Origin of the sequence: Bacillus sp. Bos-x628, assembly GCF_040500475.1 — a bacterium.
GTDB lineage: Bacteria > Bacillota > Bacilli > Bacillales > Bacillaceae > Bacillus > Bacillus maqinnsis.
This window is the reverse complement of sequence record NZ_CP159358.1, coordinates 1,417,050-1,439,902: the sequence shown is the minus strand read 5'-3', so window position 1 is coordinate 1,439,902 and position 22,853 is coordinate 1,417,050. Positions and strand designations below refer to the sequence as shown.

Sequence of the window (22,853 nt, the reverse complement as noted above, 5' to 3'; positions counted from 1 at the left end):
TGATAATGATGGACAAACAACAAAACAAAACAAACGCACAACAAGTGAAAAAACAAAACCAAGCTGCTGCTCAAGGTCAATATGGTACAGAATTTGCTAGCGAGACTGACGCACAGCAAGTAAAAAAATACAACCAAAAAGCTGAGCAAAACAAACAACAAAACAGCTAATCACTGAAACAAAGGAAAGTACTTCATATACGAATGAAGTGCTTTTCTTTTTGCGAATCACCACCAACCGACAAAATCTGTAAAGTCTCTACATAAACAGTCAAAGGACTTCCTCATCCTTTCAAGAAATGATATAGATACAAAATAGGATTTCGAATGAAAAGGAGGAGTTAGATGTCTCATTTCGATCAGCTTGTCAAAGAACAAATGAAACTCATGGACCACCTGCTAGATGTACAAGGAGAGCTAGATGTATGCTTAGAAATAAAAAAACGACTGCTACAAGAAGAAAAAAATGAGGAATGGCATAAGCTTGATCATCAAATCAAACAAAAACGTGACGAACTGCAAAAAGTACAAACATTGTTTACAAAACAAACAAAGCAAGTAATTAATTCATATAAACAGATGGAAAAGAGTACGACCGTCATGTAATTCAGTATGCCATTCAATTGCCTTGAATGGCCTCTTTTCATTTCATTTTTTACCTATGTAACGGTATAATATAAATGAGACATGTTAAGTTAGTTAAGAAATTAGGTCTTTGGACTGTTAGGTTTGTTTGTTATAGAAAGTAGGGGAGAAAATATGGGCTATCCCAAGGAAGGAGAAACCATCCAAATTCAAAGCTATAAACACAATGGCTTGATCCACAGGATTTGGAATGAAACCACCATTTTGAAAGCAACGGAATTGTGTATCATTGGTGCAAACGACCGAACAATGGTGACGGAATCCGACGGACGTACATGGATGACAAGAGAACCGGCCATTTGCTATTTTCATGCAAAACAATGGTTTAATGTCATTGGGATGCTTAGAAATGATGGGGTATATTATTACTGCAACATTAGCTCTCCTTTTGCTACAGATGAAGAGGCAATTAAGTATATTGATTACGATTTAGATGTCAAAGTCTTTCCGGACATGACGTACAATATTTTGGATGAGGATGAATATGCAGACCATAAGAGGAAAATGAATTATCCAAAAGAAATCGATAGTATCTTAAGAGAGCATCTGAATACATTACTGCATTGGATTCACCAGCGGAAGGGACCGTTTGCTCCAGAATTTGTGGATATGTGGTATGAACGTTTTTTGCGTTATACAAAATAAGCAAGAGCCGCAAAAACCTGTTTGGCCTTAAGTGAGCTAACAGGTTTTTGACTGCGTTTGGATAAGAGGCGCTGATAGACTGGGAAGGAGATTTACATGGGGGTCATTAAACGTTATATGGCTTTTGTTACACCGTATAAAAAACAGATTGCATTAACAATGGTAATCGGGATGATCAAATTCTCGATTCCCTTAACCTTGCCTCTGCTTTTAAAATATGTCATTGATGATGTGATTCAAGGATCAGGTACGGCTGAAGAAAAGACGTCCTCACTCCTTATGATCATGGGAATCATGCTCTTTTTATTTTTAATTATGAGACCGCCAGTTGAATACTATAGACAATATTATGCACAGTGGACAGGCAGTAAAGTGTTGTTTGATATTCGGGAAAAGCTGTTCTCACATATTCAAAAGCTAAGTCTCCGGTATTATGCAAATACGAGAACTGGTGAGATCATTTCAAGGGTTATTAACGATGTGGAGCAGACGAAGGAATTTGTGATTACAGGACTTATGAATATTTGGCTTGATTTGATGACGGTGCTGATCGTGATCGCCATTATGTGCACACTTGATATCAAGCTCACCATCGTATCAGTTATTATTTTTCCACTTTACGCTTTCGCCGTGAAGTATTTTTATGGACGACTTCGTAAGCTGACAAAAGAGCGTTCACAGGCGTTAGCTGAAGTACAAGGGCATCTTCATGAAAGAGTACAAGGAATGCCGGTGATTCGTAGCTTTGCGATTGAAGAGTATGAACAAGAGAATTTTCATGATGAAAACAAGAATTTTTTAAACAAAGCGATTAACCATACGAATTGGAATGCCAAGACATTCGCAGTTGTCAATACCATTACAGATATTGCGCCACTCTTAATTATTGCGTTTGCAGGCTATACCGTCATCAACGGATCGCTATCCATTGGCACAATGATAGCTTTCGTCGGCTATATTGACCGTATGTACAGTCCAATTCGGCGTCTCATTAACTCATCGACGACATTAACTCAGTCCATTGCGTCGATGGATCGAATATTTGAGTTTATTGATGAGCCGTACGAGGTGACAGATCGACCACATGCCAAGGAAGCCAATCATTTAAAGGGAGAAGTTGAATTTAAGAATGTGTCCTTTCGTTATGAAAATACGCAGGAAGAAATTTTACATAATATCTCATTGAAAGTAGAGCAAGGTCAGACCATTGCGCTAGTAGGAATGAGCGGCGGAGGGAAATCAACACTCGTCAGCTTAATCCCAAGATTCTATGACGTGACAAAAGGATCACTTGAAATGGATGGTATAGATATTAAAGAATACAAGGTAAGAAGTTTGCGAAATCATGTGGGGATGGTACTGCAAGATACCTTCTTATTTAGTGATACGATAAAAGAGAATATTGCCGTTGGAAATCCGGAAGCGTCTTTTGACGAAATCGTATCCGCTGCAAAAGCTGCAAACGCTCATCAATTCATCATGTCTCTTCCTGAAGGCTATGACACAAAGGTGGGTGAACGAGGCGTGAAGCTTTCAGGCGGGCAAAAACAACGGATTTCTATTGCCAGAGTTTTTCTCAAAAATCCGCCTCTGCTCATCTTGGACGAAGCAACGTCTGCCCTTGATTTAGAAAGTGAACACTATATTCAAGAAGCAATGCAAAAGCTAGCAAAGGATCGTACGACATTTATTGTTGCACACCGTCTGTCCACGATTACACATGCGGATCAAATTGTTGTCATGGAAAAAGGTGAGATTGTGGAAAAAGGGACACATGAAGAATTAATGAACCGAGGAGACAGCCACTATCGCCATCTATTTACCATTCAAACCTTAAATTAACAGAAGCCTATCCGATTTTAACGGATAGGCTCTTTATTTCCCAGCTTGTCTCAATGCAATTTAAAAAAGTATGACGAGGTGGTGAACTTGTGAAGCGCCTACTCAGAAAGCCGAGGGTTTACAATCACGAATTCTTGACTCAATCAAACAATTCTTTCAAGCATAAGCTGGCTGTGATTGTGTTTTTATTTCTGATTCTTGCGATTGAAACGGCGATTAATGAAGTGTTTTTAGGGCTGGGAGCACAGGCTTTAAGTCCAAAGTGGGGAAAATGCTGGACGATGCAAGACCTTATCTTGTCCAAGCGCAGTGGACACTTTCCTTCCTAGGAATTGCGATTATGCTCACTGTCCTTTTGAATGGTTTAAGAGATACCCTCGATTCTAAAAATAAAATAAGAAAGACCGATTATGAGAATCGGTCTTTACGCTTCTTTTTCCTCTGTTTCAATTTCACTATCTTTTGGGTGATACGTTTGGAAGCTTGTAATTAATGTATCTAAATGCTCCAATTCATCACGGTATTCAATGATGCTGGACATGACATTCAGCATATTGTAATCAAGCAAGTCGTGCTCTTGGTTTTGCTGATGCTGAATAAAAGATTTTGTCAATGTTTGAAGACGTAGAGAGCACTCATTTTGAAAATCATCATCCTGAGGCTTCATTTTCCCGACAAACTTCATTAAGGTTCGCTCGTGCCAATATAGTAAATAATCAATCTCATCGGTTAAGCTCTCCCTGAAATGTTCTGGCATCATATGAATTTCATTTTCTAATTTATGGAGTTTTTTAAGCAAGTACAGGGCTCGATTTGATGTCATAATGGCCTGTCTGAATAAAACCAGCTTTCTTGATTTCACATAAGTGGTTTTCTTTAAATAGCTTCGTTCTTCTTTATACAACAAGTAAATATGATCTAATTTGATCATGCGTTCCTTTATTTGATCGATGTCATCCTTTAAAATGGAATGATCAGTAGACTGTCTGGAGCTCAGACGGATCCATTTTAAAATCTCCTCCGTATTTTCCATAATATGATGCACAAGCTTTGTTTCATACTTTGGCGGCAGAAAGATTAAATTCACAAGGAATGAAGAAAGTACCCCTAACACCACGGTAGCCGTTCGTATTAAAGCAAAGGAAAGGAAGTGATCTCCTGCACTTTCTAAAATAGCGATGACGGTCACAAGTGCAATCGGAATGGTGTGTTCAATTTTCAGTTTTAAATTAATAGCGATGACTATAACGGCAGTTAAACCGATAATGACAGGTCCTGTGCCAAATAGCAGACCGAACGTAATGGCAAGTGCTGCGCCAATAATGTTGGCTTGCACTTGATCAACAATCGTTAAAAATGATCGATAAATAGATGGCTGGATAGCAAATACAGCTGCAATTCCCGCAAAGACGGGCGTTGGCAACCCAAGCCATGTTGCCAAGTAAAGCGCGAGTACAATGGCAATACCAGTTTTTAAAATACGGGCTCCAAGTTTCATTGGTTTTTGTCCCTGCATTCCTTTCTTTTTGATAATTGATGACCTCTCGTCACATATCATAATATTTTGATGAAACAACTAAGTAATATACAGTGGTCTTCCGAAATATTCAAGTGATTTTTGGAAAGTTCATGAAAACATCTAAAGAAGGTATTGAGAAAAAATGTAACAGATTCAAACGCTTTTGACAATCAAGAGCTGACATATCAAAAAAACAGACGCAATTTTTCACGTCTGTTTTTATTATATTATTGTTTTTTCAGTTGTTTAAACGCATAATCTACTGCTTTTAACGTATCAGAAATATCTTTTTCAGTGTGTGCAATAGTTAAGAACCAAGCTTCATACTTAGATGGTGCAAGGTTAATCCCTTGCGTGAGCATCAATTTGAAGAAACGAGCGAACATTTCGCCGTCTGTATTCTCAGCCTGCTCGTAGTTCACAATCTTTTCTTTTGTAAAATAAATCGTAAGAGCACCTTTTAAGCGATTCACAGTAATATCGACCTGATGTTTCTTCGCACAGGCTAAAATACCTTCTTCTAATATGGCGCCAAGTTGATCAAGACGTTCATATACTCCGTCTTCTTTTAAAACTTCTAAACACGCAATACCAGAAAGAATAGATGCAGGATTTCCTGCCATTGTGCCAGCTTGATAGGCTGGTCCGAGCGGGGCAACTTGTTCCATAATCTCTTTTTTACCGCCATATGCTCCGATAGGAAGACCGCCGCCAATGATTTTTCCTAATGCTGTAAGATCAGGCTTCACTTGAAGTAAGTCTTGTGCACCGCCATACATAAAACGAAAGGCTGTAATGACCTCATCATAGATGACAAGCGCACCTTTTTCGTGTGTTGCATCATTGACCTGTTGCAAGAACCCATCCTTAGGCTCCACAATGCCAAAGTTGCCGACAATTGGTTCAACTAGGACAGCTGCAACCTCATCACCCCATTGATCTAATGCGGCTTTGTAGCTTTCGATATCATTAAATGGCACCGTGATGACTTCATTTGCAATACTTTTTGGTACGCCAGCCGAGTCAGGTGTTCCTAAAGTGGATGGACCGGAACCTGCTGCAACAAGCACAAGATCAGAATGACCGTGATAACACCCAGCGAATTTTATAATTTTGGTTCTGCCAGTATAAGCACGTGCCACGCGAATGGTTGTCATCACCGCTTCTGTACCCGAATTGACAAATCGGACTTTATCTAAAGAAGGAATCGCTTCCTTCAGCATTTTAGCAAATGTTACCTCATGCTTCGTTGGTGTTCCGTATAAGACACCAGTCTCAGCAGCTTTTTTGATCGCTTTTGTAATATGAGGATGGGCATGTCCAGTAATAATTGGACCGTATGCCGCCAAATAATCTATGTAACGATTTCCGTCAACATCCCAAAAATACGCGCCTTCTCCTCTCTCCATTGCTACAGGTGACCCGCCGCCTACTGCTTTATATGAACGAGACGGGCTGTTTACCCCGCCAACAATGTGCTCCAGCGCCTCTTGATGCAATTTTTCTGATTCTGTCAATTTCATAAATAGCCTCCTATCTCAACGTATCACGTCGTCTATCCCTATTTTAACATGCCAATGCAAGCGTCCTTAGTTGAATATCCTTTAAAAATTGGATAGGCTATTAAAAAATAGGTTGGAGGGATTGTGTGATGACAATTGAAGTAGGACAGCAAGTACCTGATATTGAATTAACCGGTGACCATGGAGAGAAAGTAAAGCTTTTAGATTTTAAAGGGAAGCATATTGTCCTTTATTTCTATCCAAAAGACATGACACCAGGCTGTACAACAGAAGCATGTGATTTCCGTGATCGTCATCAGAGCTTTGCAGAATTAGATGCGGTCATTATTGGGGTGAGTCCAGATAGCCAGGATAAGCACCAAAAGTTTAAAGAAAAACATGATTTACCGTTCTTACTGCTAGTGGATGATGAACAAAAGCTGTCAAAAGCATTTGGTGTCTGGAAGCTGAAAAAGAATTTCGGAAAAGAATACATGGGAATCGAACGATCAACATTTCTGATTAATAAAGAAGGAACACTTGTAAAAGAATGGCGAAAAGTAAAGGTGAAAGACCATGTCGAAGAGGCACTTGAAGAACTGAAATCTCATGCTTAACTGGATAACATGATCAGATCGGCAGAAATGCCGATCTTTTTTATGAATAAGAATAGGTAAAAAAGAGGATTGTAATTGACAAAGTTTCAACTGTGAGGGTACACTATTTATAAAGATTATAATGTAAGAATATTTTTGAAGAGAGGTGCATGATGAAATGGCTGCTCACGAACTAAAAGACGCTTTAGATGCTTTAAAAGAAACCGGTGTTCGAATTACTCCGCAGCGCCATGCCATCTTGGAGTTTCTCGTAAATTCTATGACTCACCCAACCGCGGACGATATATATAAAGCACTTGAAGGGAAATTTCCTAATATGAGTGTAGCAACGGTTTACAACAATTTACGAGTCTTCCGAGAATCTGGATTAGTAAAGGAATTAACGTATGGTGATTCCTCAAGCCGATTTGATTTTGCGACATCCGACCATTACCATGCAATTTGTGAGAACTGTGGAAAAATTGTTGACTTTCACTATCCTGGTCTTGATGAAGTAGAACAGCTTGCATCACATGTGACGGGATTTAAAGTCAGTCATCATCGTTTAGAAATCTATGGAACTTGTCAAGAATGCAGTAAAAAAGAAAATCATTAATGAAAAAGCTGACCGCTTGAACGGTCAGCTTATTTTCATGATTTTTTCCGATTATACGATTCATCAAACTCTTTACCCTCTAATGTTGGGTCGAGTGTGAGCGGCTCTCTGCAATGCATGCACATGTCCACACGCCCAAGCACCTTTGTTTCCTTCTGACATCCTGGGCAAATTACCCTTACCGCCCTCGTAGAAAGCATACCAATCCAAAAGTAAACGGCCGTACTTAACACAATCGATAAGACGCCGAGCAACATGAAGAAAGTCGACAGCCAGATTGATTCCTTAAAGAATACACCGATATACATGATCAGAAAACCAACAAAAACCAAACTAAGTGCAAATGTTCTGATTTTATTAATCTTACTGGAGTATTTCGCCATCCCTAGTCCCCCTTATATTAAATATAGCACATTTTACCTTTCTATTTGAAATTAGTTATAGAGTTTCATGAGTAAATTGCTTATAATGACTCAATGATCTTTTTTCACGTATTGAAGGAATTTTGATTCTATGAGTAGAAATACATAGCATTAGAGAAGAACTTTACACCCGAGTATTGGAGGAATCACTATGGAAAATCTTCTCCGTCCTATTTATCAAGAGAGGGCCAGCTATCCAGATACATTGGCAGTAATTATAGTAGAAAGAAAACATAAAGTATCTTCTGAGACAGATAACTTTGATGCAGCACTTCTTGTAATTGTAAAGGATGCAAAAGAGCCGCTATTTATCAAACATTATGAATCCGATCATCAAACAGCTTCTTTAAATATCGTCACAGATGATCAGTTGAAGGAATGGATTACGCTTGGCACGAACCGCCGAATCATTGATTGGATTTTAAATGGAAAAGTATTGTTCGATCGAAATGACTATATTTACAACTTAATTGATGAACTTAGTACATTCCCATTTTCAAACCGTAAGCTCAAGATCGGTTTAGAATATGGCAAGCTCGTACGTAGATATATAGAAGGGAAAGCATTTTTTGAATCAAATCAATTCCTAGATGCATATAATTCCATTGTGCATGCACTGCACCATCTTGCACGTATTGAAGTGATTGATAAAGGTTTCCATCCAGAAGTGACGGTTTGGAATCAAGTCCGTCATATGGAGCCAGAAGTATATAAACTCTATTCTGAACTTATTGAAAGTCATGAAAGCTTGCATAAGCGCTTAGAACTGTTATTCTTAGCGAATGACTTTCTCATTCATTCAAAAGCAGAAATTGGCGCTGCCCATCTTTGTCATGTAATGGAGCAACAGGATATTTGGCTGTTTGGCGAGCTTCTTGCACATCCTGACCTCAAATTTTTCACACCTGACCTTAGTGTCATGATTGATTTCTTTGTAGAGAAAGGAATTATTCAAGTTGAGCCAATTGAGACAAAAGGACAAAAAATCTATCATCGAGGATATTTTGTAAAAAAAGATATTGACGCATGAATATTATGATGGTATATTATTAACCGTCGCTAATGAGCAACTGAAGCTTTTTTTAAAGAAAAGCTGACAAAAGAGTTTCAATATAACACTTGACGCATACGGTGTTCAAATGTTATATTGATAAAGTCGCCTATGAGCGATAATGAAATGATCTTTGAAAACTAAACAAGACAAAACGTACCTGTTCATTCTAGATTTGATAAAAAATCCTATGATACATCATAGGTAGTCAGTCAAACTGACGAGGCAGGAGAATGATCACATGCTAAGTTACATTGTGTAGCAACACATGTGTGATATGCATCCTGCATACTTCGGAGAGTTTGATCCTGGCTCAGGACGAACGCTGGCGGCGTGCCTAATACATGCAAGTCGAGCGAACAGAAGGGAGCTTGCTCCCGGAAGTTAGCGGCGGACGGGTGAGTAACACGTGGGTAACCTGCCTGTAAGACTGGGATAACTCCGGGAAACCGGAGCTAATACCGGATAGTTCCTTGAACCGCATGGTTCAAGGATGAAAGACGGTTTCGGCTGTCACTTACAGATGGACCCGCGGCGCATTAGCTAGTTGGTGAGGTAATGGCTCACCAAGGCGACGATGCGTAGCCGACCTGAGAGGGTGATCGGCCACACTGGGACTGAGACACGGCCCAGACTCCTACGGGAGGCAGCAGTAGGGAATCTTCCGCAATGGACGAAAGTTTGACGGAGCAACGCCGCGTGAGTGAAGAAGGTTTTCGGATCGTAAAGCTCTGTTGTTAGGGAAGAACAAGTACGAGAGTCACTGCTCGTACCATGACGGTACCTAACCAGAAAGCCACGGCTAACTACGTGCCAGCAGCCGCGGTAATACGTAGGTGGCAAGCGTTGTCCGGAATTATTGGGCGTAAAGGGCTCGCAGGCGGTTTCTTAAGTCTGATGTGAAAGCCCCCGGCTCAACCGGGGAAGGTCATTGGAAACTGGGGAACTTGAGTGCAGAAGAGGAGAGTGGAATTCCACGTGTAGCGGTGAAATGCGTAGAGATGTGGAGGAACACCAGTGGCGAAGGCGACTCTCTGGTCTGTAACTGACGCTGAGGAGCGAAAGCGTGGGGAGCGAACAGGATTAGATACCCTGGTAGTCCACGCCGTAAACGATGAGTGCTAAGTGTTAGGGGGTTTCCGCCCCTTAGTGCTGCAGCTAACGCATTAAGCACTCCGCCTGGGGAGTACGGTCGCAAGACTGAAACTCAAAGGAATTGACGGGGGCCCGCACAAGCGGTGGAGCATGTGGTTTAATTCGAAGCAACGCGAAGAACCTTACCAGGTCTTGACATCCTCTGACAACCCTAGAGATAGGGCTTTCCCTTCGGGGACAGAGAGACAGGTGGTGCATGGTTGTCGTCAGCTCGTGTCGTGAGATGTTGGGTTAAGTCCCGCAACGAGCGCAACCCTTGATCTTAGTTGCCAGCATTCAGTTGGGCACTCTAAGGTGACTGCCGGTGACAAACCGGAGGAAGGTGGGGATGACGTCAAATCATCATGCCCCTTATGACCTGGGCTACACACGTGCTACAATGGACAGAACAAAGGGCTGCGAGACCGCAAGGTTGAGCGAATCCCACAAATCTGTTCTCAGTTCGGATCGCAGTCTGCAACTCGACTGCGTGAAGCTGGAATCGCTAGTAATCGCGGATCAGCATGCCGCGGTGAATACGTTCCCGGGCCTTGTACACACCGCCCGTCACACCACGAGAGTTTGCAACACCCGAAGTCGGTGAGGTAACCTTTATGGAGCCAGCCGCCGAAGGTGGGGCAGATGATTGGGGTGAAGTCGTAACAAGGTAGCCGTATCGGAAGGTGCGGCTGGATCACCTCCTTTCTAAGGATATATGGAGCAGCGTGCGTTTTGGTCTTGTTTAGTTTTGAAGGATTATCCCTTCAAAACATGTCTCTAGCGAGACAGAATTGTTCTTTGAAAACTAGATAACAATAAGTAATACATTCACATTGAATGCAAAGTGTATCACAAAGTGATTCTTTCTAAAGTAAAAAATGGTTAAGTTAGAAAGGGCGCACGGTGGATGCCTTGGCACTAGGAGCCGATGAAGGACGGGACGAACACCGATATGCTTCGGGGAGCTGTAAGCAAGCATTGATCCGGAGATTTCCGAATGGGGAAACCCACTGCTCGTAATGGAGTAGTATCCATACTTGAATACATAGAGTATGAGAAGGCATACCCGGGGAACTGAAACATCTAAGTACCCGGAGGAAGAGAAAGCAAATGCGATTCCCTAAGTAGCGGCGAGCGAAACGGGAACAGCCCAAACCAAGAGGCTTGCCTCTTGGGGTTGTAGGACACTCTATACGGAGTTACAAAGGAATGATATAAGCGAAGAGGTCTGGAAAGGCCCGCCAAAGAAGGTAACAGCCCTGTAACTGAAATGTCATTCTCTCCAGAGTGGATCCTGAGTACGGCGGAACACGTGAAATTCCGTCGGAATCCGGGAGGACCATCTCCCAAGGCTAAATACTCCCTAGTGACCGATAGTGAACCAGTACCGTGAGGGAAAGGTGAAAAGCACCCCGGAAGGGGAGTGAAATAGATCCTGAAACCGTGTGCCTACAAGTAGTCAGAGCCCGTTAACGGGTGATGGCGTGCCTTTTGTAGAATGAACCGGCGAGTTACGATCCCGTGCAAGGTTAAGCAGAAGATGCGGAGCCGCAGCGAAAGCGAGTCTGAATAGGGCGCAAGAGTACGTGGTCGTAGACCCGAAACCAGGTGATCTACCCATGTCCAGGGTGAAGTTCAGGTAACACTGAATGGAGGCCCGAACCCACGCACGTTGAAAAGTGCGGGGATGAGGTGTGGGTAGGGGTGAAATGCCAATCGAACCTGGAGATAGCTGGTTCTCTCCGAAATAGCTTTAGGGCTAGCCTCAAGGTAAGAGTCTCGGAGGTAGAGCACTGATTGGACTAGGGGCCCCTACCGGGTTACCGAATTCAGTCAAACTCCGAATGCCGATGACTTATCCTTGGGAGTCAGACTGCGAGTGATAAGATCCGTAGTCGAAAGGGAAACAGCCCAGACCGCCAGCTAAGGTCCCAAAGTATACGTTAAGTGGAAAAGGATGTGGAGTTGCTTAGACAACCAGGATGTTGGCTTAGAAGCAGCCACCATTTAAAGAGTGCGTAATAGCTCACTGGTCGAGTGACTCTGCGCCGAAAATGTACCGGGGCTAAACGTATCACCGAAGCTGCGGACTGTTCTAACGAACAGTGGTAGGAGAGCGTTCTAAGGGCAGAGAAGCCAGACCGGAAGGACTGGTGGAGCGCTTAGAAGTGAGAATGCCGGTATGAGTAGCGAAAGACGGGTGAGAATCCCGTCCACCGAATGCCTAAGGTTTCCTGAGGAAGGCTCGTCCGCTCAGGGTCAGTCGGGACCTAAGCCGAGGCCGAAAGGCGTAGGCGATGGACAACAGGTTGATATTCCTGTACCACCTCCTCACCATTTGAGCAATGGGGGGACGCAGGAGGATAGGGTAAGCGCGGTAATGGATATCCGCGTCCAAGCAGTTAGGCTGGGAAATAGGCAAATCCGTTTCCCGAAAAGGCTGAGCTGTGATGGCGAGCGAAATTTAGTAGCGAAGTTCCTGATTCCACACTGCCAAGAAAAGCCTCTAGCGAGGTGAGAGGTGCCCGTACCGCAAACCGACACAGGTAGGCGAGGAGAGAATCCTAAGGTGATCGAGAGAACTCTCGTTAAGGAACTCGGCAAAATGACCCCGTAACTTCGGGAGAAGGGGTGCTTCTTAGGGTGTTAAAGCCCCGAGAAGCCGCAGTGAATAGGCCCAGGCGACTGTTTAGCAAAAACACAGGTCTCTGCGAAGCCGTAAGGCGAAGTATAGGGGCTGACGCCTGCCCGGTGCTGGAAGGTTAAGAGGAGCGCTTAGCGTAAGCGAAGGTGCGAATTGAAGCCCCAGTAAACGGCGGCCGTAACTATAACGGTCCTAAGGTAGCGAAATTCCTTGTCGGGTAAGTTCCGACCCGCACGAAAGGCGCAACGATCTGGGCACTGTCTCAACGAGAGACTCGGTGAAATTATAGTACCTGTGAAGATGCAGGTTACCCGCGACAGGACGGAAAGACCCCGTGGAGCTTTACTGCAGCCTGATATTGAATGTTGGTACAGCTTGTACAGGATAGGTAGGAGCCTTGGAAACCGGAGCGCCAGCTTCGGTGGAGGCATCGGTGGGATACTACCCTGGCTGTATTGACCTTCTAACCCGCTGCCCTTAACGGGCAGGGAGACAGTGTCAGGCGGGCAGTTTGACTGGGGCGGTCGCCTCCTAAAATGTAACGGAGGCGCCCAAAGGTTCCCTCAGAATGGTTGGAAATCATTCGCAGAGTGTAAAGGCACAAGGGAGCTTGACTGCGAGACCTACAAGTCGAGCAGGGACGAAAGTCGGGCTTAGTGATCCGGTGGTTCCGCATGGAAGGGCCATCGCTCAACGGATAAAAGCTACCCCGGGGATAACAGGCTTATCTCCCCCAAGAGTCCACATCGACGGGGAGGTTTGGCACCTCGATGTCGGCTCATCGCATCCTGGGGCTGTAGTCGGTCCCAAGGGTTGGGCTGTTCGCCCATTAAAGCGGTACGCGAGCTGGGTTCAGAACGTCGTGAGACAGTTCGGTCCCTATCCGTCGCGGGCGCAGGAAATTTGAGAGGAGCTGTCCTTAGTACGAGAGGACCGGGATGGACGCACCGCTGGTGTACCAGTTGTTCTGCCAAGGGCATCGCTGGGTAGCTATGTGCGGACGGGATAAGTGCTGAAAGCATCTAAGCATGAAGCCCCCCTCAAGATGAGATTTCCCATTCCGCAAGGAAGTAAGATCCCTGAAAGATGATCAGGTTGATAGGTCTGAGGTGGAAGCGTGGTGACACGTGGAGCTGACAGATACTAATCGATCGAGGACTTAACCTATATTCTAATGTGAAGCATGAACATTGTTATCTAGTTTTGAGAGAATATTTTTTAAAGATATCTCTTGATTTATTTTGAATACATAGTATAATATCTTTTGTCACTAAATTGTCTGGTGATGATGGCGAAGAGGTCACACCCGTTCCCATACCGAACACGGAAGTTAAGCTCTTCAGCGCCGATGGTAGTTGGGGGTCTCCCCCTGTGAGAGTAGGACATCGCCAGACTTTCTTCATTCCGCAGTAGCTCAGTGGTAGAGCTATCGGCTGTTAACCGATCGGTCGTAGGTTCGAATCCTACCTGCGGAGCCAATTTGGAGAGCTGTCCGAGTGGCCGAAGGAGCACGATTGGAAATCGTGTAGGCGGTAACCCCGTCTCAAGGGTTCGAATCCCTTGCTCTCCGCCACAAGATACATATACATAAAGGGCCCGTTGGTCAAGCGGTTAAGACACCGCCCTTTCACGGCGGTAACACGGGTTCGAATCCCGTACGGGTCACCAATTATCATAAAGTATAAACCAGCATTTTATTTGGAGGATTAGCTCAGCTGGGAGAGCATCTGCCTTACAAGCAGAGGGTCGGCGGTTCGAGCCCGTCATCCTCCACCATATTTTTATATCGTCGCGGGGTGGAGCAGTTCGGTAGCTCGTCGGGCTCATAACCCGAAGGTCGCAGGTTCAAATCCTGCCCCCGCAACCAAATAATGATGATGTTAAAATGGTCCGGTAGTTCAGTTGGTTAGAATGCCTGCCTGTCACGCAGGAGGTCGCGGGTTCGAGTCCCGTCCGGACCGCCATTTTTAAGATGATATTGGCTCGGTAGCTCAGTTGGTAGAGCAACGGACTGAAAATCCGTGTGTCGGCGGTTCGATTCCGTCCCGAGCCACCACTATTTGCCGGTGTAGCTCAATTGGTAGAGCAACTGACTTGTAATCAGTAGGTTGGGGGTTCAAGTCCTCTTGCCGGCACTGTTTTTCAAATGTGGAGGGGTAGCGAAGTGGCTAAACGCGGCGGACTGTAAATCCGCTCCCTCCGGGTTCGGCGGTTCGATTCCGTCCCCCTCCACCATTTTATTTTCATAGGGGCATAGTTTAAAGGTAGAACAGAGGTCTCCAAAACCTCCGGTGTGGGTTCGATTCCTACTGCCCCTGCCAATTAAATGATTCATAACATCTATGGCGGTTGTGGCGAAGTGGTTAACGCACCAGATTGTGGCTCTGGCATTCGTGGGTTCGATTCCCATCAATCGCCCCATTTTATCATTGGGCTATAGCCAAGCGGTAAGGCAACGGACTTTGACTCCGTCATGCGTTGGTTCGAATCCAGCTAGCCCAGTTTATATGCGGAAGTAGTTCAGTGGTAGAACACCACCTTGCCAAGGTGGGGGTCGCGGGTTCGAATCCCGTCTTCCGCTCCAATGATGGCGGCATAGCCAAGTGGTAAGGCAGAGGTCTGCAAAACCTTTATCCCCGGTTCAAATCCGGGTGTCGCCTTTTTTGAAAAGACTGCCGGGGTGGTGGAATTGGCAGACACACAGGACTTAAAATCCTGCGGTAGGTGACTACCGTGCCGGTTCAAGTCCGGCCCTCGGCACCAATTATTTTTTATATAAGTTGTGCTCTATAATCATCATGCCGGTGTGGCGGAATTGGCAGACGCGCACGACTCAAAATCGTGTTCCTTACGGAGTGCCGGTTCGACCCCGGCCACCGGTATCAAAGGGGGATTAGAAATCCCTTATGACAACGTTTCTAACATATTTGTTAGGGCGTTTTTTTATTTTTTCGAACAAATTATCGTGTCCTAATAATTGTACGAAGCTTGTCGAAAGGTATTAGGAAGTTGAAAAGGAGTGTTGATTTTAAGACGGCTTTAGAACTCTAAGATCACCAACAATTCATTATTACAGTAAGGAATCGCAGATATCATGATTCCCATTCGTTTAAATGATATTAGGGCTTTTTCAATTTCTTTCAACGTGAAAGATGAATTAAACACAATCCATGGTGCGATCTTAGATTTTTTGGAGGGTTGTGCGTTTAAATCGCGACAGCTAACGAAAAGAAGTTCATCGCAAATTGTGTCGATTTTCTATTCAACTAGCTAATCGATTGCTGGGTGTAGACGAATTTCAGTAAACCGAGACAAACAGATTTATGAAATGGTGAGTGGAACGTGAGGAAGCGTATGAATAGGCCGAGACTTTTACGTCAGTAAGTGCAATGTGATGAGAAAACGGCAGAATCGACTCTGTTGTTTTCTATGTGGCATTCCACATACGCTCTATTTTCACATGGTCAGCGCTGTGGTATTTCAAAATATACACATCTGGATTGCTTAGGTTTTTCCATTCTTTAAAGCCTATTGTTGAATCAAAGTGTTTGAGAAGCAAGCTCATGATATTGCCGTGTGTGACAAAGAGGGTGTGATCTTCTTCTGAGTCTATTTGTTCATGAAGTACCTCTACAATGCGATACATGGCATCTTGGCTTGATTCACCGCCTTCAAAGACGATATTCATATCGGTAAAACTAAGTTTTAGTTTTTCATACCAATCATCAAGTATTTTGCTACTTAACACGCGTTCAGAGAGACGGTTATCGATGTGAATCTTGAGTTGTTTTTCATGAGCAAGTGGCTCAATGGATTGTACTGCTCTTTTGTAAGGACTTGAAATGATCTGATTGAGATGGATGTCGGAAAAGAGCTGAGCAAGTGCTTGTGATTGAACGATTCCTTGCTGCGTTAAAGTCGCTTCTTCGGATTGTCCACTTGCTTGACAATGTCTGATGAAATAATATGTTTTCATTTAATCCGCCTTTCTTCCATTCATTGAGTATAAAAAGTCATGGATTGATAAAGTTCTAGTTCAGTTTATTCACATCTGTTTCTTTATAGGGATCTGTGAGCTTGGATGTAAGGTCTAAATTGAATAAAAAATCATCTACGGTGTCAGTGCCAAAGTGAAGTGTGGAAAAGTTAACAGGGATGCTAGATTCTTGTTGTTCGGCAGGGGTCGGCTGTTTGTTCTGTTTCTTTCTCCAGCTTTTAAACAAACACATGAGAGGCCTCCTTTTATAAGAAAGAGATGGATTTATACATAATATACGAGTAAGTTGTCAAAGCGTCAATTTTTTCTTGAAACATTTAATACCCGCATCGTTTGTCGCTTTGAACTCTGGTTCAATACGATCATCAAGATCACCGAGAGAATTTAATTTCATGATTTATATGATTTGGTTGGGGAGTTTGTTTGATTTAGTGGCAGTAGTATCATGAAAGAAGAGAAGCAGGTTCGTCAGTTTAACTAAAACAAAGTGATGAGACAAGGGTTCTTATTACAGAGCGTTTGAAGCATGAGTTCGGTATTGATTCAGACTCATGCCTTGTTGTTTTGCCTTAAGCAACTCCACATTCATTTAAGTAGCGTTTTACCGCATTGATTGTGTCCTCACTTGTAATTTTAGCCAAAAGAAAAGCACCTGCAAATTTTAGGGCTGTGTCTAAATTTGGGATGCACTTGATATAGCTAGGCTCTTTTTATATTCTAAATCTCCATATTGTGAGATGAATATTTCGAGTTCATCGGCTATCCAGTCAATATCTCCAATCAGTTGATCTCCTTCAAAACGAATGGCAGCATTTCTTTCTCCTTCGGTAATCATTTCGTCAAGCCACCCCATCATTCCTCTTGCTTTGCGATCAATTTCCACACGCATTTCTACGCCTTTTTCATTCATAAAAAATATGACTTCAAGTTCATCAAGTAATCCATAAAATGGACCAGTGACTGGAACAAATTCGAATTCTTGTATAAAAGGAAGACGGCGCTTGAAGTTTCTGGCGTCCTTACAATCGACTTCTACAAGTCAAAATCAAGAATATCAATGGCTTTCAAGGATGTACAGTCACTTTTTGCAGCGCCAATTCCAATTTTTGCAGCCATTCGCTTCAAAAACACGATAGGTTGCCCCCTTTTATCGTCAAATACAACTACAGAGAAAGAGTTGTTCATTTTATTTAACCAATTTTGTATGGTCTTCAATTCTCTTTTTATATTCATTACTTGGCACGGAGCAGTGCTTTATTTAACTCACGTTCACATTTTGTGTTGTAGTGTTTTTTATCAAGCTTATCGGTTTTAAATCGGCCGATCACTTGGCGAACATCTTTATGGGGAATGATCAGATTCCTATACTCTTTATGACTCAATAAGTCTTGAAACCAGACATATTTTTTGAGATGTTTTGCATTTCTTGATATATCTTCTTCATCTACTTGTAAAAAAGGGAGGTACACAGCAAAAGTTAACAAGTCTAAAATCAATCCCATTTTATCTACTCCTTTCATTTTTTTCATATTATTAGTAACGCTTAATAAGATAAAAGGTTTCATTTATTTTGAACATCAAGCTTTTTGTTTGAAATTGTTTTTAAGGTTTGTTTGAAAAAGAGTGGGGATACATGACTCAGGGGATATTGAGTCACAATAAAGGAGTGAAGGATTTAAAAAAATTTGAATCGAATTTTGTATAAATGTAGATAAATAAGTCGAAAACCTAGGTGATTCTTCCTTTTCTTTATAATTACTTTGACACAGTTAGATGAAAAAAGTAAAGTAATACTGAGTGATTTACAAAACGATCATCACTCAATCAAATATGAAGTTTGCGTAAGTTTAATGTAAACGGATATTTTTTATCAATTTATTTACTCCATTTTTTTTGAAACTTATTCTGCGTGTAATCCGTTATATTAAAGGAGCACACTTGTCCGGCTAAATAAGGGTAGTGGAAAGCTTGGTGAAGAAGATTTACATTTGCAAAATGAATGTAAATTTTTTATGATTTCATTTATATCAGATTGATAATCAGAAAGAAGAGGTTTTATGAAAAAAATATTTGCGAACAAATATAGCTTTTTTGTCTTGGCTGTCCTTTTGTTTTGGGCAAAATCGTACGCAGCTTATAAACTGAACTTCAATTTAGGGGTAAAAGGTTCTTTTCAAGAGTGGCTTCTCTTATTAAATCCATTAAGTTCAGCCATTGTGTTTTTGGGACTGGCTCTCTTTTTCAAGGGGCGTAAATCTGCTATTGTTTTGATTGTTATTGATTTTATTATGTCCGCACTTTTATATGCAAATGTAGCGTATTATCGTTTCTTTGATGACTTTTTGACTTTCCCGACAATGAAGCAAGCAGGAAATCTTGGGGGAGGTATGACTGGCGGTGTGTTAGCGAGTATTAAGCCGCATGACATTTTGTACTTCCTTGATATCTTGATCTTAATTGCCATTGTTATCCGGAGACCGGAAATTAAGAATTTCCAAATGAAAAAGACGTTTGCATTGCTCGTTGTTGCAGCAGGTGTTGGGCTATTCTTTGTAAATCTTCACTTAGCTGAGAAGGATCGTCCAGAATTATTAACAAGAACATTTGATCATAAGTATATTGTAAAGTATTTAGGTATTTACAATTATGCGATTTATGACGGTGTGCAAACTGCGCAAAATGCGACGCAGGTCGCAAATGCGAGTAGTGATGATTTGACAGATGTTGTGAACTATACGACGTCTCATTATGCTAAACCAAATGCAGAGTATTTTGGCAAGGCAAAAGGAAAAAATATCATTAAAATCCATTTAGAAAGCTTCCAGTCGTTCTTAATTGACTACAAATTAAATGGAGAAGAAGTAACACCATTTCTAAATAAGCTGGCTCATGGAAAAGATGATTTTACGTATTTTGATAACTTCTTTCATCAGACAGGTCAAGGGAAAACATCAGATGCTGAGCTGATGATGGATAATAGTATGTTTGGTTTGCCAGAAGGTGCGGCATTTGTGACAAAAGGTGAAAATACGTATCAATCACTTCCTGCCATCTTGGATCAAAAAGCAGGCTACACAAGTGCAGTGCTCCACGGGGATTATAAATCTTTCTGGAATCGTGATACGATTTACAAGCATATGGGAATTGATCAATTCTTCGATGCCTCTTATTACAACATGGATGAAGAAAACCTTGTGAATATGGGGCTAAAGGATAAGCCGTTCTTTAAAGAATCAATCCCGTTGTTAAAATCAATGAAAAAACCATTTTATGCACATTTAATGACACTTACAAATCACTATCCATTTAATTTAGACGAAAAAGATGCCACAATTGCAAAAGCAACAACTGGTGATAAAACAGTGGATAATTACTTCCAAACTGCAAGATATTTGGATGAGTCGTTAGAGCAATTTTTCAAGGACTTGAAAAAATCAGGTTTGTATAAAGACTCTGTCATTTTGTTATATGGTGATCATAATGGTATTTCTGAAAATCATAACCGTGCTATGAGTGAGATTCAAGGCAAAGAAATTACACCTTATCAAAATGCACAAAATCAGCGTGTACCACTGATGATTCGTATTCCTGGCAAAAAGGGAGGCGTGAATCATACCTTTGGTGGTGAGGTGGACGTGATGCCGACGCTTCTTCACTTGCAAGGCATTGACTCAAATGAGTTTGTGAATTTTGGGACAGATTTATTCTCTAAACAGCATGATGATACGGTTGCGTTCCGTAACGGAAACTATGTCACACCGAAATACACTCTTGTTGATAATACGGTCTATGACACGAAAACTGGCAAGGTAGTGAAACAAAATAAAAAGACAGAGGCCATTAAAGCCCGGGTTGATAATCAGTTAAGCTTATCAGATAAAGTGCTTTACAGGGATCTGCTTCGATTCCATAAACTGTCTGATTTTAAACCAGTTAATCCATCTGATTATTTCTATGGTAATACAAACAAAGAAAAAACAGCGGATTCTTCTGCCAATTAACTGACTATTGGGCAAGCACAGAAAGTGCTTGTCTTTTTATCTCTTACATCTTGATTTGTTGACAAAATATGTTTATATTTAGGGAGGAAACAAGCTTTAACGTTGATCATCAATTGGCAGCACACATTTTGTCCTAGGGGATTTAGGAGGAGCTTATGACAACAAACACTAAAACACAAAAAAAGAAATCAGAATTATGGGGCTGGATTAAAGCCATCTTCATTGCATTCATTGCTGTCTTTATCATTCGTAACTTTTTATTTGCACCGTATATAGTAAAAGGCTCTTCTATGTATCCGACACTGCATAATACAGAACGAGTCTTTGTGAATAAAACAGTCGATTATTTCGGCGATTATAAACGAGGGCAGATTATTGTACTAGATGGGGAAGACCACAGCACTCATTACGTGAAACGATTAATTGGTTTACCAGGTGATAAAATTGAAATGAAACATGATCAATTATATGTAAATGGTCAAAAGGTGGCTGAACCTTATTTAGCTTCTAACAAAAAGAAGGCAGCCGCAAAAGGTACTTTGCTGACACCTGATTTTGGTCCTCTTACTGTCCCGAAAGGAAAATATTTTGTCATGGGCGACAATCGTCAAAATTCAATGGACAGCCGTAATGGTCTAGGTCTTTTTAAGAAGAGTGATATTCAAGGAACGACATCATTTGTGTTTTATCCTTTTCAAGATATTCGATTTTTAAATAATTGATAAAAAAAAAGCACAAAAATATGTGCTTTTTTCTATTTAATAAGACTGGCTTGATAAGAAATATTTAATAAGACTATAAACCTTGTTTTCTGCTTGGTCAATCATTTTTTAGATAAATCTGAAAAAACAATAAAAATCGTTGACAGGTCGAAATGATATGTATTAACATGAGCATACTTAAAAATGAATATGACTTGCTGATCGGTCAACCGAAGGCTCTATCACTCAAGCGGGGTGAGGGGCCTTTTTTATTTAATAAGAAGGGATGATGAAAATGGAGAAAAAGAAAAAACGAAAAAAGTATAGAAAGCACATGGATCTCACATTGGATATATTAATTGAGCGTAATAAATATGAAATTTATACCAACCGAGAGCGAATAGAGGCGATTTACGATCGAATTGATGAAAAGCATACAAGGACAAAATAACGAATTTATAAAATAAAGTTTATTTATAGAAATAGTATGTTTAAGAATGGTGTTAACAAATCAATAGAATTCGTTGATTGGACAACTCGAAGGCTCTTATCTCTCATTTGGGATAAGGGCCTTTCCCCGCTCCTTTCAATTAAGAAAAGTGGCGATGCATGACCAATGTGCGGCAGGTGCAATTATTGGTAACTATGATTTTCCTCATATGACGTCAACGGTAAGTTCCTCATAAGTCAAATAGCAAAGCAGTCACTTTGAGCAGGCTGCTTTGCTGTTTTCATCAAATGGAAAGAGTGAAGATTGTTGTGGTCTCTTGCAGGTGATCAGGGCTTTTTTCCCAATAGACTTTCTTGTATATACATATTTCAGGTGAAATGAGAAGAATTAAAATATACTCACTTCTTTTGTCAGAATCATCAGTAAATATTTCATAATTCACATTATAACGACATATAAATAGGTCTTTTATATCTGATATATTGAAGGAATTTATTCTATCTCTTAAAAAATGAAAGAATAAATAGAAGAGATGATCAAAATGGACTATTTCAAAAAAAGATGGCTATTTTGCCATTTTATGGTTTCGTTAGTTCATATGGAGTGTTGAAATCTAGTGAAAAAGAGAGGGTTTCTGCAGGAGAAAAGACAATAATTGATTAAAAAGTCACATTTTATCCAAATATATGTTCGGTCGAAAATGGGATCTTCTGTTGATGTTAGTAGAGTTGCCCCTGTGATACGATCATCATAAGCTGGGAGGTGAAAAGTATGACTTATGCAGCGCCGCAAGTTGACTATTCCACGATGGAACCTGCTATTATAGACCAAGCTTGGTTCTTAGTATTTGTTGCAGTCCTTTTAGGATTGGGAGCAACAGTCGTTCTAGGAGCAGCAGTTTGGTGTTTAGCAAACGGCAAAGGTAGCTTTACAGGAGCCGTTCAGTGGGAAAGTGGCTTAAAAGTCAATATTGAATGTAAGTAGCTATACTTAGGATTCATCTTTTTACTTCTTAGATCTGACATCGTGGCTAAACCGTCTGTGGCGGGCGGTTTAGCCTGATCTGTTTTTAAAGAATATGCAGACAC

17 protein-coding genes, 16 tRNA genes, 3 rRNA genes and 3 pseudogenes are annotated in these 22,853 nt (G+C 41.6%); 31 read left to right on the top strand and 8 right to left on the bottom strand.

The features are described 5' to 3' along the window. Positions 1 to 23: 23 nt before the first annotated feature. The 5 genes and pseudogenes from ABVJ71_RS07560 to ABVJ71_RS07540 form a co-directional block, all read left to right on the top strand. Positions 24 to 170: pseudogene (locus ABVJ71_RS07560) on the top strand (gamma-type small acid-soluble spore protein); the annotation flags it as partial. 174 nt (positions 171 to 344) lie between these two features. Beyond that, entirely contained in the window at positions 345 to 605 is a 261-nt protein-coding gene (locus ABVJ71_RS07555; protein WP_353856320.1) for a YgaB family protein, read from the top strand. A gap of 153 nt (positions 606 to 758) precedes the next feature. Next, positions 759 to 1,289 (top strand): DUF402 domain-containing protein, encoded by a 531-nt coding sequence (locus ABVJ71_RS07550; protein ID WP_353856319.1) that lies wholly within the window; start codon positions 759 to 761, stop codon positions 1,287 to 1,289. Between the two features lie 96 nt (positions 1,290 to 1,385). After that, positions 1,386 to 3,131, top strand: coding sequence for an ABC transporter ATP-binding protein (locus ABVJ71_RS07545; protein ID WP_353856318.1), 1,746 nt, complete (start codon positions 1,386 to 1,388; stop codon positions 3,129 to 3,131). A 197-nt stretch (positions 3,132 to 3,328) separates the two neighbouring features. Continuing rightward, positions 3,329 to 3,534 (top strand): annotated as a pseudogene (locus ABVJ71_RS07540) (ABC transporter permease); the annotation flags it as partial. Positions 3,535 to 3,555: 21 nt separating this feature from the next. Here ABVJ71_RS07540 and ABVJ71_RS07535 read toward each other — a convergent pair. Next, complete coding sequence (locus ABVJ71_RS07535; RefSeq protein ID WP_353856606.1) at positions 3,556 to 4,629, bottom strand: aromatic acid exporter family protein; 1,074 nt, start codon at positions 4,627 to 4,629, stop codon at positions 3,556 to 3,558. A 248-nt stretch (positions 4,630 to 4,877) separates the two neighbouring features. Next, positions 4,878 to 6,173 (bottom strand): glutamate-1-semialdehyde 2,1-aminomutase, encoded by a 1,296-nt coding sequence (locus ABVJ71_RS07530; RefSeq protein ID WP_353856317.1) that lies wholly within the window; start codon positions 6,171 to 6,173, stop codon positions 4,878 to 4,880. 128 nt (positions 6,174 to 6,301) lie between these two features. Between ABVJ71_RS07530 and bcp the strand changes: the two genes are divergently transcribed. Together bcp and perR are read left to right on the top strand one after the other, a co-directional pair. Next, on the top strand, positions 6,302 to 6,769 hold the full coding sequence (gene bcp, locus ABVJ71_RS07525) for a thioredoxin-dependent thiol peroxidase (RefSeq protein ID WP_353856316.1): 468 nt from the start codon (positions 6,302 to 6,304) through the stop codon (positions 6,767 to 6,769). 157 nt (positions 6,770 to 6,926) lie between these two features. Beyond that, entirely contained in the window at positions 6,927 to 7,364 is a 438-nt protein-coding gene (gene perR, locus ABVJ71_RS07520) for a peroxide-responsive transcriptional repressor PerR (RefSeq protein WP_353856315.1), read from the top strand. Between the two features lie 35 nt (positions 7,365 to 7,399). Here the strand turns inward: perR and ABVJ71_RS07515 are convergent, their stop codons facing one another. After that, positions 7,400 to 7,747: a YgzB family protein gene (locus tag ABVJ71_RS07515; protein WP_353856314.1), complete on the bottom strand. Its 348-nt coding sequence runs from the start codon at positions 7,745 to 7,747 to the stop codon at positions 7,400 to 7,402. Positions 7,748 to 7,937: 190 nt separating this feature from the next. Between ABVJ71_RS07515 and ABVJ71_RS07510 the strand changes: the two genes are divergently transcribed. The 20 genes from ABVJ71_RS07510 (at position 7,938) to ABVJ71_RS07415 (ending at position 15,497) form a co-directional block, all read left to right on the top strand. Further along, positions 7,938 to 8,816, top strand: a complete 879-nt coding sequence (locus ABVJ71_RS07510; RefSeq protein ID WP_353856313.1) for a nucleotidyltransferase-like protein — start codon at positions 7,938 to 7,940, stop codon at positions 8,814 to 8,816. Positions 8,817 to 9,127: 311 nt separating this feature from the next. Next, a 16S ribosomal RNA gene (locus tag ABVJ71_RS07505) occupies positions 9,128 to 10,676 on the top strand. 175 nt (positions 10,677 to 10,851) lie between these two features. Then, a 23S ribosomal RNA gene (locus ABVJ71_RS07500) occupies positions 10,852 to 13,782 on the top strand. 111 nt (positions 13,783 to 13,893) lie between these two features. After that, positions 13,894 to 14,009: ribosomal RNA gene (rrf, locus tag ABVJ71_RS07495) — 5S ribosomal RNA — on the top strand. The 16S, 23S and 5S rRNA genes sit together here with 16 tRNA genes alongside, the layout of an rRNA operon. A 9-nt stretch (positions 14,010 to 14,018) precedes the next feature. Continuing rightward, positions 14,019 to 14,093 (top strand) — tRNA-Asn (locus ABVJ71_RS07490). A gap of 4 nt (positions 14,094 to 14,097) precedes the next feature. Next, positions 14,098 to 14,188 (top strand) — tRNA-Ser (locus ABVJ71_RS07485). Positions 14,189 to 14,208: 20 nt separating this feature from the next. Further along, positions 14,209 to 14,283 (top strand) — tRNA-Glu (locus tag ABVJ71_RS07480). A gap of 32 nt (positions 14,284 to 14,315) precedes the next feature. Further along, positions 14,316 to 14,391, top strand: a tRNA-Val gene (locus ABVJ71_RS07475). 14 nt (positions 14,392 to 14,405) lie between these two features. After that, a tRNA-Met gene (locus ABVJ71_RS07470) sits at positions 14,406 to 14,482 on the top strand. Between the two features lie 20 nt (positions 14,483 to 14,502). After that, positions 14,503 to 14,579, top strand: a tRNA-Asp gene (locus ABVJ71_RS07465). A 16-nt stretch (positions 14,580 to 14,595) separates the two neighbouring features. Beyond that, positions 14,596 to 14,671, top strand: a tRNA-Phe gene (locus ABVJ71_RS07460). A gap of 6 nt (positions 14,672 to 14,677) precedes the next feature. Beyond that, positions 14,678 to 14,750, top strand: a tRNA-Thr gene (locus ABVJ71_RS07455). 15 nt (positions 14,751 to 14,765) lie between these two features. Beyond that, positions 14,766 to 14,850 (top strand) — tRNA-Tyr (locus ABVJ71_RS07450). Between the two features lie 12 nt (positions 14,851 to 14,862). Continuing rightward, positions 14,863 to 14,936, top strand: a tRNA-Trp gene (locus ABVJ71_RS07445). 24 nt (positions 14,937 to 14,960) lie between these two features. Next, positions 14,961 to 15,036: transfer RNA gene (locus tag ABVJ71_RS07440), tRNA-His, on the top strand. 9 nt (positions 15,037 to 15,045) lie between these two features. Beyond that, a tRNA-Gln gene (locus tag ABVJ71_RS07435) sits at positions 15,046 to 15,117 on the top strand. Positions 15,118 to 15,124: 7 nt separating this feature from the next. After that, positions 15,125 to 15,199: transfer RNA gene (locus tag ABVJ71_RS07430), tRNA-Gly, on the top strand. 5 nt (positions 15,200 to 15,204) lie between these two features. Further along, a tRNA-Cys gene (locus ABVJ71_RS07425) sits at positions 15,205 to 15,275 on the top strand. A gap of 14 nt (positions 15,276 to 15,289) precedes the next feature. After that, a tRNA-Leu gene (locus ABVJ71_RS07420) sits at positions 15,290 to 15,378 on the top strand. A 37-nt stretch (positions 15,379 to 15,415) separates the two neighbouring features. Continuing rightward, positions 15,416 to 15,497, top strand: a tRNA-Leu gene (locus tag ABVJ71_RS07415). A gap of 545 nt (positions 15,498 to 16,042) precedes the next feature. Here the strand turns inward: ABVJ71_RS07415 and ABVJ71_RS07410 are convergent. From ABVJ71_RS07410 to ABVJ71_RS07390, 5 genes and pseudogenes are all read right to left on the bottom strand, one after another. Then, positions 16,043 to 16,591 (bottom strand): histidine phosphatase family protein, encoded by a 549-nt coding sequence (locus ABVJ71_RS07410; protein WP_353856312.1) that lies wholly within the window; start codon positions 16,589 to 16,591, stop codon positions 16,043 to 16,045. A gap of 55 nt (positions 16,592 to 16,646) precedes the next feature. Beyond that, positions 16,647 to 16,844, bottom strand: coding sequence for a hypothetical protein (locus tag ABVJ71_RS07405; RefSeq protein WP_353856311.1), 198 nt, complete (start codon positions 16,842 to 16,844; stop codon positions 16,647 to 16,649). A gap of 441 nt (positions 16,845 to 17,285) precedes the next feature. Further along, entirely contained in the window at positions 17,286 to 17,522 is a 237-nt protein-coding gene (locus ABVJ71_RS07400) for a hypothetical protein (RefSeq protein WP_353856310.1), read from the bottom strand. A gap of 12 nt (positions 17,523 to 17,534) precedes the next feature. Further along, positions 17,535 to 17,597: pseudogene (locus ABVJ71_RS07395) on the bottom strand (sporulation protein SpoOM); the annotation flags it as partial. Between the two features lie 247 nt (positions 17,598 to 17,844). Beyond that, positions 17,845 to 18,177, bottom strand: a complete 333-nt coding sequence (locus tag ABVJ71_RS07390; RefSeq protein WP_353856309.1) for a hypothetical protein — start codon at positions 18,175 to 18,177, stop codon at positions 17,845 to 17,847. A 492-nt stretch (positions 18,178 to 18,669) separates the two neighbouring features. Here ABVJ71_RS07390 and ABVJ71_RS07385 point away from each other — a divergent pair, with 492 nt between their 5' ends. The 4 genes from ABVJ71_RS07385 (at position 18,670) to ABVJ71_RS07370 (ending at position 22,749) form a co-directional block, all read left to right on the top strand. Continuing rightward, positions 18,670 to 20,613 (top strand): LTA synthase family protein, encoded by a 1,944-nt coding sequence (locus ABVJ71_RS07385; RefSeq protein ID WP_353856308.1) that lies wholly within the window; start codon positions 18,670 to 18,672, stop codon positions 20,611 to 20,613. A 155-nt stretch (positions 20,614 to 20,768) separates the two neighbouring features. After that, positions 20,769 to 21,335 (top strand): signal peptidase I, encoded by a 567-nt coding sequence (gene lepB / locus ABVJ71_RS07380; RefSeq protein ID WP_353856307.1) that lies wholly within the window; start codon positions 20,769 to 20,771, stop codon positions 21,333 to 21,335. 274 nt (positions 21,336 to 21,609) lie between these two features. Beyond that, positions 21,610 to 21,765, top strand: coding sequence for an FbpB family small basic protein (locus tag ABVJ71_RS07375; RefSeq protein ID WP_353856306.1), 156 nt, complete (start codon positions 21,610 to 21,612; stop codon positions 21,763 to 21,765). A gap of 771 nt (positions 21,766 to 22,536) precedes the next feature. Beyond that, positions 22,537 to 22,749 carry a hypothetical protein gene (locus ABVJ71_RS07370; protein WP_353856305.1) on the top strand — a complete coding sequence of 71 codons (213 nt, stop codon included), beginning with the start codon at positions 22,537 to 22,539 and terminating at the stop codon, positions 22,747 to 22,749. Positions 22,750 to 22,853 lie beyond the last annotated feature (104 nt).